The sequence below is a fragment of the Streptomyces sp. DH12 genome, assembly GCF_020873895.1.
GTDB lineage: Bacteria > Actinomycetota > Actinomycetes > Streptomycetales > Streptomycetaceae > Streptomyces.
The window spans coordinates 62,473-75,427 of the sequence record NZ_JAHWGT010000005.1; the positions used below are offsets into that span (position 1 = coordinate 62,473).

Consider the following 12,955-nt stretch of genomic DNA (forward strand, 5'->3'; position numbering starts at 1 on the left):
CGATCACATGGTTGTACGGCCCGTCAGGACCGGGAGCAGCCGGCGGGTGTCAGGGGGCGATGGGCAGCTGCCGCTTGTGCTCGGTCAGGCGGTAGCGGCGGACGATCGCCTCGAAGGCGGCCTCGCCGACCGGCTTCCCCTCCAGGAAGTCGTCGATCTCGCCGTAGGTGACGCCGAGCGCCTCCTCGTCGGGCTTGCCGGGGCTGAGGCTCTCCAGGTCCGCGGTCGGCACCTTCCCGACCAGCGACGACGGCGCGCCCAACGCCTCCGCCACCGCGCGGACGCGCCGCTTGGTGAGGCCCGTCAGCGGCACCACGTCGGCCGCCCCGTCACCGAACTTGGTGAAGAAACCGGAGACCGCCTCGGCGGCGTGGTCGGTGCCCACGACGAGGCCGTCGTGCGCGCCCGCCACCGCGTACTGGGCGATCATGCGCTGCCGGGCCTTGATGTTGCCGTGCACGAAGTCCTGGTGGTGCGCGTCGCGGAAGGCGGTGTCACCGGCGAGGAGCGCCTCCAGGGCGGCGTCGCTCGCGGGCTTCACGTCCACGGTGAGGACGCGGTCGGGGCGGATGAACTCCAGCGCCAGCTGCGCGTCGGCCTCGTCCGCCTGGGTGCCGTACGGCAGCCGCATCGCGAAGAACACCGCCTCGTGCCCGGCGGCGCGCACCCGCTCCACCGCCAGCTGGCACAGCCGGCCCGCGGTCGTGGAGTCGACACCGCCGCTGATGCCCAGGACCAGCGCGCGCAGGCCCGTGGAGGTCAGCCGGTCGGCGAGGAACGCCACCCGCCGTTCGATCTCATCCCGCGCGTCGAAGGACGGGCTCACGTGGAGATCCCGGGCGATCTCCTGCTGGACGGACATGGGCGCCAGGCCGGTCACGGTTGCTCCTCGGTCAGGCCCGTGGCGAAATCCGCACGTGCCGCCGGGCCGACACCACGGCACGTGTAGGGGACAGTGGCACTCTAGAGGACGCCTCCGACACCCTGCGCGACGCCTCACACCGGGAGGGTGCGGGCCCGGTGCGGGACGCCCCGGCGGGGGTAGTCGCAGGGTATGGCGACACGACGACGGCAGTACGCGGTCGCGGCCTCCGGGCGGTGGACCGACGAAGAGGACGGCTTCCGCCGAAGGCTCCCCGCCGGGGAGGTCCACGCCTGGGAACCCGGCCGGAACGAGACGGTGTGCGGGCTCTCGCTCAGCCGCTCCCAGCTGGCCCGCTTCTCCCACGTCCCCTGGGCAGACGCGATCCCCGAGTCCGGTGGCTCCGCCGACCGGGTCCAGCGGCTGTGCCACCGCTGTGCCGCCGTGGCGGGGCGGCGCGGCACGGACGCGTCCGCCCCGTGGCGGCGGACCAACCCCCGGCCGTGACCGGGGGAGCCGGACGCCTCCGCCCGTGTGCGGGGAGCCGGTCCGTTGCCGCGGCGGTCGTCCGTCGGCGACAATGCCCGGCATGACGATGTGAAGAGCGGCTGGCGGACGGCCGCACCGGTGGCTCAGGTCCGGGACGTGGGAGACGGTCCCGGACGGGGACCGGCGGGTCTGCGCGACCTGCGGCACGGCCGTCCGCTCGTACCGCTACCGCTGCCATCCGCCGGGCTCCCCGATGTACGAACGGTGTGTCGCACTGGCCTGGTGCTCCCGCTGCCGGGTGTACTCGGGCGCCATGGTGCGCGTCCCCCGGGACCACGTCCTCGCCGACCTCCTGGCGCCCCTGCCCGCCGAGCGGCGGGAGCGGCTGGAGCGCAGCGAGACGCGGCTGGTCGGGTACCTCGACGGACGGCTCGGGCCGGAGGACCCGCGGCCGCGATCCTGACGGACGGCCCCGCGCCCCGGCGGCGCCGGGCCGCCCGCGCCTCATGGCCGCGGACGGCCCGTGCCCGCGGCGGGGTCGGGTGCCGCGCGCCCCGACCCCGCCGCCCGGCCCGCTCGGCTCAGCCGCGGGCCAGCAGCTTCTTCATCTCCGAGATCTCGGCGCTCTGCGAGGTCACGATCGCGTCGGCCATCTTCAGGGCCGGCGGGTACGCGCCCTGGGCCCGCTCCGCCTTCGCCATGGTCACGGCTCCCTCGTGGTGCCTGATCATCATCTCCAGGAACGCCGTGTCGAAGGCCCTGCCCGAGGACTCGCCCAGCTCGGCCATGTCCTCGGCGCTCATCATGCCTTCCATGCCCTCGTGGTGGGCGTGGTCGGCGGGACCTTCGGCGGGGACCTTCTCGCCCCAGGACGAGAGCCACTCCGAGAGCGTCCTGATCTCCGGGTCCTGTGCCTTCTTGATGTCCTCGGCGAGCTTCCTCACCTCGGGCGACCCCGCCCTCGACGGTGCGAGGTCCGCCATCTCCACCGCCTGCCGGTGGTGCGGGATCATCCCCTGCGCGAAGGCGACGTCCGCGGCGTTGTGCCGCCGGTCCTGCGACGCCGGCCCCGAGGCCGGTGCGGTGGAGGCCGTCGCGGGGGCGGCGCCGTGGCCGGCGTGCCCCGCCGATCCGCCGTCGCTCCCGCCGCAGGCGGCCAGGACCAACGCGGCGGCGCCCGCGGCCAGGGCGGCGGCGGTACGGCGGTGGAGGGAAGTCCTGCTGTTCGACCGGGTGCTGTTCATGTGGGTGCTGCTCCTTCGCGCGCGGCTCCATGCGCCGCGCGGGGTGTCACGGACGAGGACGTACCGGGGCACGCCGCTCCACCGGCCGGTGCCGGAGGGCGCACGTGCGGCGCGGCGGTCTATATCCGCAGGAGTTGCAGCTCGGACAGGTCGGGAGGCCCCCTGCCGCTCACCGCGGAGGCCGGAAGGCCGTTCCCCGGCGCCACGGCGGCGGGGGCGCCGGACGGGGCGGGGGCCGGCGCGGGCGGCGTGTAGGCGGAGCCCGTACCGGCGGCCGCGCACGTCCCGTCGGCGTGGTCCGAGTGGCCCGCCCCGCCGTCGGAGTGCGAGCAGCCACCGTCCAGCCGAGGCACGTCCGACGCGGGAGCCCGCACCGCGTGGTGACCGGTGCCGGCGGCCGCCACGGGCAGCGAACCGGGCACCAGGCCGTGCATGCCGAGCACACCGGCCAGCACCGCGAGCACCAACGACGCCGGCAGCCACCCGACGGGGTGACTGCTGGTCACGGTGCGCGCGCTCGCCATGGCGCCATCGTACGCGGGCGGTGACGAGGATCCGCGCCGGTGGCGAGGCCCCGCCTGCCGCCGTCGCCGCCGGACCGCCCGAGCGGCTCCCGCGGCACGCGCGACGGCACCGTCACCCGGGGCCGGGGCGCGTCCCGAGCATGCGGACCGGCGACAGCGTCGACGGGCACAGCTCCGCCAGGGGCACCCAGACGGCCGCGTCGGTGGAGCCGTCGGTCTCCTCCACCAGCGGCGTCCCGCCCGGGAGGTCGACGGCGTAGAACAGCGCCGTGAGATGCCACCGCACGCCGTGCCGCCGCGCCCCGTAGCTCCTGGCGTCGAGCAGGCGGGCGGCGGAGAACTCCAGGCCGGTCTCCTCGCGGAGCTCGCGGGACAGCGCCTCCACGGGCTGCTCGCCCGGGGCGACGCCACCGCCGGGAAGGTGCCACAGCCCGGGGGCGAACACCGGCGACGCCTCCGACAGACGGGCCAGCAGCAACCGGTCGTCGTCCACGGCGACCGCGTACGCCGAGACCCTCGTCCGTACCTCAGTGCCCACCCTTCGCCAACCCTCCCGCTCCACGCCGGCACCGCCCCCGGCCCCGGCAACGGCAATCCCGACAACATCGGCCGGGCGCGCCGGCGCCGCCCCGTGGCGGTCGTCGGCCGGAACCGGGTTGCGGGGGGACCCGTACGGAACGTCAGATGAGCCCATGCCCTTGCACTGGAAGCTCGTCATCGACAGCGCGAACGCCCCCGCCCTCGCAGACTTCTGGGCCGCGGCCCTGGAGTACGAGGTGGAGGACCCCACTCCCCTCGTCGAGCAGCTGACGGCCGCCGGCCACCTCCCGCAGGACGCGGTCATCGAACACCGCGGCCGCCGGATCTTCCGCGGGTACGCCGCCATCCGCCACCCCGACGACCCCTACGACGCGACCAGCGGCGTCGGCCACGGCCGCCGGCTGCTCTTCCAGGACGTGCCGGAGCCCAAGGCCGGGAAGAACCGCCTGCACCTGGACGTCCACAGCGGACCCGGCGGCCTGGACGGCCTGGTGGCGAGGTTGGAGGCGCTGGGGGCGACCCGGGTCCGCGAGGTGGACGAGGGGCCGGCCGGCCACTGGTGGGTCATGCGGGACCCGGAGGGCAACGAGTTCTGCGCGACCTGAGCGACCGCGGTCCGGCGATGGCCCGGCCCGGTGCCGCGGGCTGCTGCCCCTGGGCGCCGCGTCCCCGGGGCCACGTCCGGCCGAGGTGGCCGGAGCGGCTGCCTGCCCGACCGCGACCGAAGCGCCCCGGGGGCCTCGTACCGCGGAACCGGCTGTTCAGGCCCAGGCGTTGAAGAGCAGTCCGCCCAGCGTGTCCACGCCGTAGGTGCGGGCGTGGCGCCGTTCCTCCCGGGTGAGCGCCGACATGTCGGCGTCCGACAGGGGCCTGGTCAGCTGTTCGCGGGTGAGGACCACGAAGCCCGCGTCGGAGAAGGACCGGGCCCATGGGGGCGGGGTCGCGAACTGTTCCGTGTACCAGTTCCTGCGGGTCTCGGCGAAGGCGATCCACGGGTGGTGGGCGTGGCACAGGACCACCCGCTCGCCCCCGCGCTCGGTGACCGCCGCGGTGTGGAACGTGAGCGGGTACGTCTGCTCCTCCACCTCGCCGACGGCGCCTCCCGACGCGCGGGCGGCGGCGTGCAGCGCGCGGCGGAAGGCGCGCGGGTCGGTCCGGGGGAGCGGGCCGTCCTCCGGGCGGAAGAACCCGGTCGCTCCGCGTGGCAGGGCGAAGCCGGCGGCCTCGTCGTGGCTCATGGGCCCATCCTGCCCGAGCGGCCCGCAGGGCCGGGCGGCGGCTCCCGCCGTCGGCCGCACCGGTTGGCCGCCCCCGGCGGCCGAGCGGTCCCGGCCCCTCAGGCGGAGGGTCGGCGCGGCGGCAGGTCGATCCGGGCGCGCAGGTACTCCAGACCGGTCGTGCCTCCCGTGCCGGCCTCTTCACCGATCATGCGTTCCACCATCAGCAGGTGGCGGACGCGCCACCGGGTCACCGCGTTGTGCAGGGCCCGCCAGGACGAGGCCGGCTCCCGCGGGTCTTCCGATCCCCGCGGCTCCTCGCCCGGGGCGGTGGACGTGCCGGCCGCGCCCCCGGTGTCCGGGCCGTGTCGGAAGAAGGCCCCGCCGTGCTCTTCGACCAGCTCGAACAAGGTCGCGAACTGCGGTGACTGGGCCCCGCTCGCCCCCTCCAGCAGCGGGCGGAAATCGGCGAAGTCGGCCGGGTCCAGGTGGTCGAGCAGGGCCAGGTGCCGGTCGAGGGCCTCGACCAGGGCGGTCACGCGCCGCAGCGACGAGCACGTCTCCGGCACCCGGTGCGCCCCGGCGTGCTCCAGCGCGGTTCCGAGGTCGATCAGGGCCTGGCGGACGAGCAGCTCGGCCGACTGGTGCACGACGATGAAGAAGTGCTCGTCCGCCCACCGTTCCCGACCGTCCCGGGGCGTCCGTGGATCCTGGAGGGACAGAAGCGCGGGCAGGCGCAGATAGCGCTCGTAGGGTGTGTCCACAGCGGGCTCCGTCGCAGCTGGTCCGAGAGGGGAGGGCGGTCGGCGCCTTCTCCCACTGTTACCGGGAGCGGGCCGGAAATCACCTCCGGTGCGCCGGCGCTGCACCGACCGGCGCAATGTCCCGCCGCACCTGCCGTGATCGCGAGGCGCGGCCCGGGCCCGTTGGCGTACCCTTCCCGCCCATGACCGTGCTGCGCGGCGCCTCCGTCGTCCTCCGCCCCACCGTCCGCGAGGACCTGCCCGCCCTGGCGGCCATCCGGGCGACTCCCCAGGTCCGCTCCCGGTGGAGGGGCGGGGACGACCTGGAGGCGGAGATGGCGCGGGAGTTCGACGCCCCGGACAACCGGTGGCTGACCGTGGAGTACCAGGAGCGGATCGTCGGCATGATCCAGTGGTACGCCGAGGAGGAGCCGGACTACCGGCACGCCGGGATCGACCTCTTCCTCGACCCGGCGACGCACGGCAGGGGGCTGGGCACCGACGCCGTGCGGACCCTCGCCTGCCACCTCGTCGACGTCCACGGCCACCACCGGCTCGTCATCGACCCGGCGGCCGACAACGCGGCGGCGATCCGCTGCTACACCAAGGTCGGCTTCCGCCCGGTGGGCGTCATGCGGCAGTACGAGCGCGGAGCGGACGGCACCTGGCACGACGGGCTGCTCATGGAGGTGCTGGCGGACGAACTCGTCCGCCACCCCTGACCGGCACGGGTGAGACGCCCGCCCCCCCCCGGCCGTCCGCCACCGCCGCGCCTTCGTCGCCCCGCCCGGGCGGGGGCGGGGCGCCCGCCGTCGTCAGCCGCCGTCCCGGTGGCGCGCCGCCGACGACCCGCGGTCCCGGGTGACGGCCAGGACGCCGCCCGCGATGGCGATCACCGCGATGGCCAGGGCGATGCTCACCCCGCCCTCGGTGTCCCAGTAGACGTCCTCCAGGCTGATCAGGAGCGCGGCCTCGTCCACCACGAGCGCCAGGCCGACCCCGTACGCCAGTCCCATCCACGCGCGCGTGCTGGCGGAGCGCTGCACCAGGCCCGCGACACCGACGGCCGCGAGCAGCAGGATGCCCCACACGTAGTGGTGGAGGTGCACCCCGCCGGCCTGGACGTCACCGACGCCGGCCACGTCGATGTGGATGAGCCAGGTGAGCAGCCGCATGCCGCCGAAGGTGAGGGCGAACCCCCACCAGGCCAGGACCAGGCCGCGTCGCTCCGGTGAGACGCCGGGCAGGACGCGCAGCCAGGGCGAGGGCTTGCCGCCCTCCTCCCCGGCCCGAGGGGTGCGGGTGGTGGTCTTCGACGGCTTCACGCGCGTCCTCCTGTCACGAACGTCCTGATCAGTGCGGCTGTGGCATCGGGCGCGCTGTAGTGGGCCGCGTGCGCGGCGTCGCGCACCTCGGCGAGGTGCCCGTCGGCGACGGTGCGCGCCACCCGCCGCACCCAGGCGCCGGAGGCGAGGGGGTCGCGTGCTCCCCGTACAACGAGCGTCGGCGCCCGGACCCGGGCGAGGTTCGCCTCGAACGACGTGGCCGCGTCCCGCAGGGCGTGGCGGAAGGACGCGGCGAACCGCAGCGGGCCCGTCAGCAGGTAGTCGGCCGTCGCCACGGCCAGGAGCGGCAGCGGCTCGCGGGGCGCGTCCGCGAGGAGCCGCGCCGCCTGGCGCCAGGCGGGCGCCCCCGGTTCGAGCGCGGGCCCGACCATCACGGCCCGGTCCACCCGCCGGGGGTGGCGGGCGGCGAACGCCGCGACGACCTGGCAGCCGACCGAGTTGCCGACGTATGTGCACGGCCCGAGCGACAGCCCCCGGTGCCAGTCGCCGACCGCCTCCGCGAGGGCGCCGACGTCCGGCATGCGGCGCACGGCGGACCGCGACCGCGCGTTGCCCGGGAGGTCCGGTACGAGCACGCTCGCCCCGCCCGCCGCCAGCCGCCGCGCGAGCGGCAAGAAGTACCGGCCCGACAGCCCGAGCCCGTGCACCAGCACCACGGCCGGGACGCCGTCGCACGGCGGGGGCCCGAACCGGCGGGTGAAGATCCCGGCGGTCGTCGTCTGTCCCATGGGAACACCATCGCGTCCATGGAGGTCGGAGGCGGGGAGGTGCCGTGTGTCGTCCATGGACTCCCGCCTGCCCCGATCACCCGCCCGCCATCACCCGCCCCCCGCCATCCCCCGCCACCCCTCCGGGACCGCCCTTCCGGCGGGTCGTCGGGGCGGCACGGCCGCCCCGGCCCGTCGACGCCGTGGGCGGGCCGGTGCCCGGGGCGGGGCGCGCGCCGGTACCTCACAAGCTCGCGCGCGCAAGTACCTCACAAGGAGGACCGCTCATCCGGACGCGTGCCCCGCCTCCGGCCGGGGTCCCTTCCTGGGCTCGCGAGTCGGCGCGATGCCAAACGCTCCTCTTCCGGTCATCTCCGTACCGGCGGCAGGGCGCACGGACGGAGGCACCGGGCGATGAGACCCCATCGAGGGGGTAATGGTCCTGGGCGGAGGTGGGGGCCGCCCGGGGCCACGGGTACCGGGCCTCCCACGGCGTCCGCATCACAGGAGACAGTCGTCCCGGGCGGACGGCGCGGACGACCGGAGGTGCCCGGTGAGGCGAGGGAGCAGCGAGGGCGGACGGCTCATGCTGGCGGAACTGCTCGCCGCCAGCCATCTGATGCCCGTCGAGCTGCTGCCGGTCAAGGCGTCCGAGTTCGCGCGCGCCGCCGGCTTCCACCAGGTGGCGATCTACCTGGCGGACGTACAGCGCAGCGTCCTGTGCCTGCTCACCGGGGACGAGGAGCCGGCGGACCAGCCCTACGAGGCCGTCGTGCCGGTCGAGGGCACCGTCGCCGGACGCGCCTACCAGTACAGCGACGTCCTGCCCGCCGTGCCGGGCGCCGGGGGCGGCCTGTTCGAGTGGTGGGTGCCGCTGCTGGACGGCACCGAGCGCATCGGCCTGCTCCGGGTGGGCGCCGAACGCGACGGCCCGGACGTCCGTGGCGACCTGGAGGCGCTGGCCGGGCTCATCGCGTTGATCCTCGTCAGCAAGCGCGGGACCAGTGACGCACTCGCCAAGCTGGTGCGCGTGGAACCCATGAGCGTCGCCGCGGAGATGCAGTGGAACCTGCTGCCGCCCCGCACGTACGCGGACGGGCGGGTCGCGATCTCGGCGTCGCTGGAGCCCGCGTACCAGATCAGCGGCGACGTGTTCGAGTACGCCGTGGACGGGCCGCTGATCCACCTGTCGATCTTCGACGCGATGGGCCACGACACCGCCGCCGGACTCTGTGGCACGCTGGCGCTCGGTGCGTGCCGCAACGCCCGCCGCGAGGGCGCCGACCTGGTCGGCAGGGCCGAGGCCATCGAGGCCGCGCTCATCGAGCAGTACGACCGCCGGCGGTACGTCACCGGAATCCTGGCGACCCTCGACACCCGCACCGGCCTGCTGCGGTGGGTCAACCGCGGTCACCACCCGCCGATCGTCATCCGCGACAACCGCTGGACCACCAACCTCGCCTGCCCGCCGGGCCACCCCATGGGCACCGACCTCGGGCTGCCCAGCACCGAGTGCCGGGAGCAGCTCCAGCCGGGCGACCGCATCGTGCTCTACACCGACGGCATCACCGAGGCCCGCCGGCCCGGCGGTCCGGAGTTCGGCCTGGAACGCTTCACCGACTTCCTCATCCGCCACCACGCCGACGGCCTGCCCGTCCCCGAGACGCTGCGCCGGCTCGTCCACGCCGTCCTCGACTACCACGACGGTCACCTCCAGGACGACGCCACCGTCCTGCTCTGCGAGTGGATCGGGCCCGAACTGGAGCCGGCCCACACGGCGGCCGACCTGACCGGCCTCTCCTCCCAGGGTCCCGACACCCCTGCCGGAACCGGCTCGTGAAGCGCGGGAGCCCCGGCTCACCGCCCGGCGACGGGGTGGCGGGCAAGGCCGCCTTCCCGGCCGTCGTGTCGCATCTGTGACGGTCCGCCAGGCCGGCTGCCCCACCCGGGTGTCCGGCAGTCCACCGCGCCGGCGGTGCGTGGCCGGGCGGCGGACCCGGCAGGCCGTGCTCACGAGGCCGCTCCGGTGGGTGTGGGGGAGCGGGGGAGGGGAAGGCGGAGCGCGGCGACGAACGAGAACCGTGTTCGCTTTGCGGCGATACATGGCCAAAAATTCCCATCCGTGATGTTCGTCCTACTTGTCGGTAGCTTTCGGGGACTAGCGTCCCGTCCATGATCGAAACCAAGCGGACATCAGCACGGAAGGCCCGAGCCGTGGCGACGGCCGGCGCGGTCCTGGGTCTCGCCGCGGCCCTGGTGCCCGGCCAGGGCACCGCACACGCGCAGACCGACCGGGACCGGCGGATCGTGGTCGACAGCACCACCGACGCGCCCGACGCGACCCGCTCCGACGGCATGTGCCGCACGGCCGGCGGCGGTTGCACGCTGCGGGCGGCGGTCATGGAGGCCAACGCCCACCCGGGCTCGACGATCGTGCTCCCGGCCGGCCGGTACGACCTCGGCATCCCGCCCCTCCTCGGACGGGCCTTCACCGACTACACCCTGGCCGACACGGCACACGGCAACCTGAAGGTCTTCGCGCCCACCACGATCACCGGGGCCGGCGTGGGCCGGACGGTCATCGACGGCCACGGCATCGACCGGGTGTTCACCACGATGCGGCCGACGACGATCACGGACCTCACCATCACGGGAGGCCGGTCGGAACCCACGGCGTCCCCCTACAACCTCTACGGCGGCGGAGCCGTGCTGAACTCGTCCGCCCTGACGATGGAGCGCGTCCACCTCACCCGGAACACCGGGCGGATCGGCGGTGCCGTCCAGAACATCCCGTTCAGCTCCCTCACACTGCGCGACAGCCTCGTGGACCACAACGAGGCCGGCGAGGCCGGCGGCATCCGTTTCGACTCGGCTGGACTGGTCGAACGGTCGAAGATCACCGACAACCGCGTCGTCGACCCCCACGACCCGACCCGCCCCGGCGAACTCGCCGGCTACGGCGGCGGCATCGACGTGCGGGGCGTCCGCGACGTCACGCTCGTGGACAGCGAGGTGACCGGCAACCACGCCGACAAGGGCGGCGGCGGCATCAACATCACTCTCGCCTACGTGCCCGGCCCGCCCCTGCCCGCCGGCCCCGGCGACGTCCGGCTGAAGAACAGCACCGTCACCGGCAACACCAGCCTGGCGGGGCCGGACGACTGCCGCGCCGTGCTCGCCGGGTTCGTCGACCTCGGCGGCAACACCGTCTCCGACGACCGCTGCGGCGTCACCCGGTGACATGCCGGGCCGGGCCGCGACCGGTCGCGGCCCGGCCCGCGGCCCCGCCGTGCCGGGGCCCGCGTCAGTGCGGCGCGGGCCCCGAGCGGAGGGTTACGCGGTCTCCTCGACGAACCCCTCGTCCGGGAAACCCTCCTCGGGGAAGTCGCTCCCCGCGGGCCCTTCCGCGCCCATCCCCGCGCCGGCGAAGATGTTCTCCATCAGCTCCTGGACGTCCAGCTCCGTGGCGCCGGCCGGGGCGGTGGGCTTGACGCCCTCGCTCACCCGCATCACGAGGCCGAGCTTCTTGACCTCGGCCTTCTCCGCGAGCTTCGCGAGGTCGACGTGGACCTCCTTCAGCTCGCCGTTCTTCAGGGTGAAGTCCGCCGTCACCTTGGTGTTCGGGGCGTCCTTCAGGTCCTTGTCCGCCGGCAGCTCCACACCCGGCGGCAGGTCCTTCACCAGCGGGCGGATCTCGCCGAGCATCTCGGTGATCAGCGTGCGGAAGGGGGCCGTGGCGGTGATGTGCTCCGTGCCGTCCTCGCCGCCGGCCGTCTTGAAGTCGACCTCACGCGCGACGACGTCCCGCAGGGCCTCCACGAGCCTCTTCTGCGTCGCGGCGTCCAGGCTGGGCGCCGGCGAGGGCTTCGCCCCGGGCTGCCCGCCGTTCTCGGCCGCGAGCTCCTCCATCTTCTTGGTGTCGATCTTCACCCACTCGCCCTCCAGCACCTTCTTCAACGCGCCGGCCTCCGGGGGCAGGTCCTTCGCCTCGGGGAGGGGGCTGCCCATGGCCTTGCCGATGGCGCTCGCGTCGGTGCGGAAGTAGGTGTGGTCGCCGACGACCCGGTACTCCAGGACGTCCCCGTCAGGGGTGCTGACCTTCATGGCCATGCCGTCGAGGTCCTTCTCACCGGACTCGTCGAACGGCTTCTTCGACTGCACGGTGACATTGACCTTCGCCCCGCGGAGCAGTTCCACCGCCTCGTCCGGCATCGCCTCGCCGCTCTCGGGGTCCGACGTGTCGTCCAGCGCCTTGAGCGAGGCGGCGTCGGTGTCGAGGGAGAGCTCGAAGGAGAGCGTCTTCTCCTTGTTCAGCTTCTCGAAGGCCCGGTCGAGCTTCTGCCCGGCGGACAGCTGCTCCACGGTGCCGCACGCGGCCGAACCCGCGAGGACGGCGCCGACGACGGCGGTGGCGGTGAGGGTCTTGCGTATGGCGGTGATGATGGTCTCCTCGTAGGTGTGATCGGTACGTAGACTCGCGCCCGCCTCAAAAGGTTGCCCTGTTCCTGCCAAGACGGAGGGAGAGTGACGGACCGAGGACGTCGCCCCGCACATCCTGGGTCCCGACGGGCGCCCGCGCACCGGGTTTTCCGGCGTCCCGGGCGGCGCGTGCCCCCGGCTCGACGGCGCGCGGACCCACGGAAGGGTGGTCGTCGCCGGGCGGCCTCGCCCTCGCGCCGCCGTGCTGTGACACTGGACGGGACCGGACGGGTACGGCCGGCGGCGACCGAGCGGAGGGCCGACGTGAACTGTCAGCGATGCGGTGCGCAGGCGTTACAGCAGGGCCCGCGGTGGACGTGCTCCCAGGGCTGCGGTTGGTCGAGCGCGACGCCGCCGACGGCGGGGGCGGGCGGCGATGACCAGTAGCAGGTGGGAGCCGGAGCGTGAACCGGCCGGAGCGCGGCTGACCACGCCGGAGATCACGACGACGATGTGCGAGGCCTGCGGATCGCAGGTGTCCGGACTCAACGGCCGCTACGCCTGTGGGGTCTGCGGCTGGGTCAACAACTGGGCGGAGGGGCACACGCGCCTGCCGACGGCCGACGAGGACCCGAACGCGCCGCACCCCTGAGCAGGCCGCCCCTCCACACGGCGGCCGCACGCCGGCAGCCGCCGTGAGACACCCGCACCCGTTCCCGCCCCCTGACCGGGGCCCTGGAACGGGCGCTTTTCACCGGGGTGCCGAATTCACCGCCGGGTATCGCGACGGGCCTCGGGAAAAAGGGGAAAGATCCGATTCCACATCGGGAAATCCTGCCGGACCCGGATCCGGGCCCGACCCGT

The 12,955-nt window shown here is 74.5% G+C and carries 16 protein-coding genes; 7 read left to right on the forward strand and 9 right to left on the reverse strand.

Annotated elements, in window-relative coordinates:
* Nucleotides 1–49: 49 nt before the first annotated feature.
* A complete protein-coding gene (nadE, locus tag LPA54_RS06005; protein ID WP_308112802.1) occupies nucleotides 50–880 on the reverse strand; it encodes an ammonia-dependent NAD(+) synthetase in 831 nt (276 codons plus the stop codon).
* A gap of 174 nt (nucleotides 881–1,054) precedes the next feature.
* On the opposite strand from nadE, the gene LPA54_RS06010 reads away from it, so the two are divergent.
* Nucleotides 1,055–1,369 (forward strand): hypothetical protein, encoded by a 315-nt coding sequence (locus tag LPA54_RS06010; RefSeq protein WP_228974516.1) that lies wholly within the window; start codon nucleotides 1,055–1,057, stop codon nucleotides 1,367–1,369.
* Nucleotides 1,370–1,664: 295 nt separating this feature from the next.
* Entirely contained in the window at nucleotides 1,665–1,814 is a 150-nt protein-coding gene (locus LPA54_RS06015) for a hypothetical protein (protein WP_228974518.1), read from the forward strand.
* A gap of 118 nt (nucleotides 1,815–1,932) precedes the next feature.
* Here the strand turns inward: LPA54_RS06015 and LPA54_RS06020 are convergent, their stop codons facing one another.
* The 3 genes from LPA54_RS06020 to LPA54_RS06030 all read right to left on the reverse strand — a co-directional run bounded on the left by LPA54_RS06020 (nucleotide 1,933) and on the right by LPA54_RS06030 (nucleotide 3,657).
* Nucleotides 1,933–2,595, reverse strand: a complete 663-nt coding sequence (locus tag LPA54_RS06020; RefSeq protein ID WP_228974520.1) for a DUF305 domain-containing protein — start codon at nucleotides 2,593–2,595, stop codon at nucleotides 1,933–1,935.
* A 119-nt stretch (nucleotides 2,596–2,714) separates the two neighbouring features.
* Nucleotides 2,715–3,119 (reverse strand): DUF6153 family protein, encoded by a 405-nt coding sequence (locus LPA54_RS06025; protein WP_228974522.1) that lies wholly within the window; start codon nucleotides 3,117–3,119, stop codon nucleotides 2,715–2,717.
* 112 nt (nucleotides 3,120–3,231) lie between these two features.
* A complete protein-coding gene (locus LPA54_RS06030) occupies nucleotides 3,232–3,657 on the reverse strand; it encodes an NUDIX domain-containing protein (protein WP_308112803.1) in 426 nt (141 codons plus the stop codon).
* Nucleotides 3,658–3,811: 154 nt separating this feature from the next.
* On the opposite strand from LPA54_RS06030, the gene LPA54_RS06035 reads away from it, so the two are divergent.
* The gene (locus tag LPA54_RS06035; RefSeq protein ID WP_228974524.1) at nucleotides 3,812–4,264 is read left to right on the forward strand and encodes a VOC family protein; all 453 of its coding nucleotides are present in this window, start codon (nucleotides 3,812–3,814) and stop codon (nucleotides 4,262–4,264) included.
* 156 nt (nucleotides 4,265–4,420) lie between these two features.
* Here the strand turns inward: LPA54_RS06035 and LPA54_RS06040 are convergent, their stop codons facing one another.
* Together LPA54_RS06040 and LPA54_RS06045 are read right to left on the reverse strand one after the other, a co-directional pair.
* The gene (locus LPA54_RS06040) at nucleotides 4,421–4,897 is read right to left on the reverse strand and encodes a hypothetical protein (RefSeq protein ID WP_228974526.1); all 477 of its coding nucleotides are present in this window, start codon (nucleotides 4,895–4,897) and stop codon (nucleotides 4,421–4,423) included.
* A gap of 98 nt (nucleotides 4,898–4,995) precedes the next feature.
* The gene (locus tag LPA54_RS06045) at nucleotides 4,996–5,640 is read right to left on the reverse strand and encodes a tryptophan 2,3-dioxygenase family protein (protein ID WP_228974528.1); all 645 of its coding nucleotides are present in this window, start codon (nucleotides 5,638–5,640) and stop codon (nucleotides 4,996–4,998) included.
* A 182-nt stretch (nucleotides 5,641–5,822) separates the two neighbouring features.
* On the opposite strand from LPA54_RS06045, the gene LPA54_RS06050 reads away from it, so the two are divergent.
* Nucleotides 5,823–6,341 (forward strand): GNAT family N-acetyltransferase, encoded by a 519-nt coding sequence (locus LPA54_RS06050; protein ID WP_228974531.1) that lies wholly within the window; start codon nucleotides 5,823–5,825, stop codon nucleotides 6,339–6,341.
* Between the two features lie 93 nt (nucleotides 6,342–6,434).
* Here the strand turns inward: LPA54_RS06050 and LPA54_RS06055 are convergent, their stop codons facing one another.
* Together LPA54_RS06055 and LPA54_RS06060 are read right to left on the reverse strand one after the other, a co-directional pair.
* Nucleotides 6,435–6,944: a hypothetical protein gene (locus LPA54_RS06055; protein ID WP_228974533.1), complete on the reverse strand. Its 510-nt coding sequence runs from the start codon at nucleotides 6,942–6,944 to the stop codon at nucleotides 6,435–6,437.
* A complete protein-coding gene (locus LPA54_RS06060; protein ID WP_228974535.1) occupies nucleotides 6,941–7,693 on the reverse strand; it encodes an alpha/beta fold hydrolase in 753 nt (250 codons plus the stop codon). Before LPA54_RS06060 ends, LPA54_RS06055 begins: the two co-directional genes overlap by 4 nt.
* Nucleotides 7,694–8,258: 565 nt before the next feature.
* Between LPA54_RS06060 and LPA54_RS06065 the strand changes: the two genes are divergently transcribed.
* Complete coding sequence (locus LPA54_RS06065; RefSeq protein WP_228974799.1) at nucleotides 8,259–9,512, forward strand: PP2C family protein-serine/threonine phosphatase; 1,254 nt, start codon at nucleotides 8,259–8,261, stop codon at nucleotides 9,510–9,512.
* 332 nt (nucleotides 9,513–9,844) lie between these two features.
* Nucleotides 9,845–10,912 (forward strand): hypothetical protein, encoded by a 1,068-nt coding sequence (locus LPA54_RS06070; protein ID WP_228974538.1) that lies wholly within the window; start codon nucleotides 9,845–9,847, stop codon nucleotides 10,910–10,912.
* Between the two features lie 93 nt (nucleotides 10,913–11,005).
* Here LPA54_RS06070 and LPA54_RS06075 read toward each other — a convergent pair whose 3' ends face one another.
* Nucleotides 11,006–12,184, reverse strand: a complete 1,179-nt coding sequence (locus LPA54_RS06075) for a hypothetical protein (RefSeq protein WP_267486804.1) — start codon at nucleotides 12,182–12,184, stop codon at nucleotides 11,006–11,008.
* A gap of 343 nt (nucleotides 12,185–12,527) precedes the next feature.
* Between LPA54_RS06075 and LPA54_RS06080 the strand changes: the two genes are divergently transcribed.
* Entirely contained in the window at nucleotides 12,528–12,743 is a 216-nt protein-coding gene (locus LPA54_RS06080; protein WP_228974540.1) for a hypothetical protein, read from the forward strand.
* Nucleotides 12,744–12,955 lie beyond the last annotated feature (212 nt).

Coding starts and splice junctions, on each gene's coding strand:
- LPA54_RS06010 (WP_228974516.1), top strand. CDS start 1,055: ATGGCGACACGACGACGGCAGTACGCGGTCGCGGCCTCCGGGCGGTGG.
- LPA54_RS06015 (WP_228974518.1), top strand. CDS start 1,665: ATGGTGCGCGTCCCCCGGGACCACGTCCTCGCCGACCTCCTGGCGCCC.
- LPA54_RS06020 (WP_228974520.1), bottom strand. CDS start 2,595: ATGAACAGCACCCGGTCGAACAGCAGGACTTCCCTCCACCGCCGTACC.
- LPA54_RS06025 (WP_228974522.1), bottom strand. CDS start 3,119: ATGGCGAGCGCGCGCACCGTGACCAGCAGTCACCCCGTCGGGTGGCTG.
- LPA54_RS06035 (WP_228974524.1), top strand. CDS start 3,812: ATGCCCTTGCACTGGAAGCTCGTCATCGACAGCGCGAACGCCCCCGCC.
- LPA54_RS06040 (WP_228974526.1), bottom strand. CDS start 4,897: ATGAGCCACGACGAGGCCGCCGGCTTCGCCCTGCCACGCGGAGCGACC.
- LPA54_RS06050 (WP_228974531.1), top strand. CDS start 5,823: ATGACCGTGCTGCGCGGCGCCTCCGTCGTCCTCCGCCCCACCGTCCGC.
- LPA54_RS06060 (WP_228974535.1), bottom strand. CDS start 7,693: ATGGGACAGACGACGACCGCCGGGATCTTCACCCGCCGGTTCGGGCCC.
- LPA54_RS06065 (WP_228974799.1), top strand. CDS start 8,259: ATGCTGGCGGAACTGCTCGCCGCCAGCCATCTGATGCCCGTCGAGCTG.
- LPA54_RS06070 (WP_228974538.1), top strand. CDS start 9,845: ATGATCGAAACCAAGCGGACATCAGCACGGAAGGCCCGAGCCGTGGCG.
- LPA54_RS06080 (WP_228974540.1), top strand. CDS start 12,528: ATGACCAGTAGCAGGTGGGAGCCGGAGCGTGAACCGGCCGGAGCGCGG.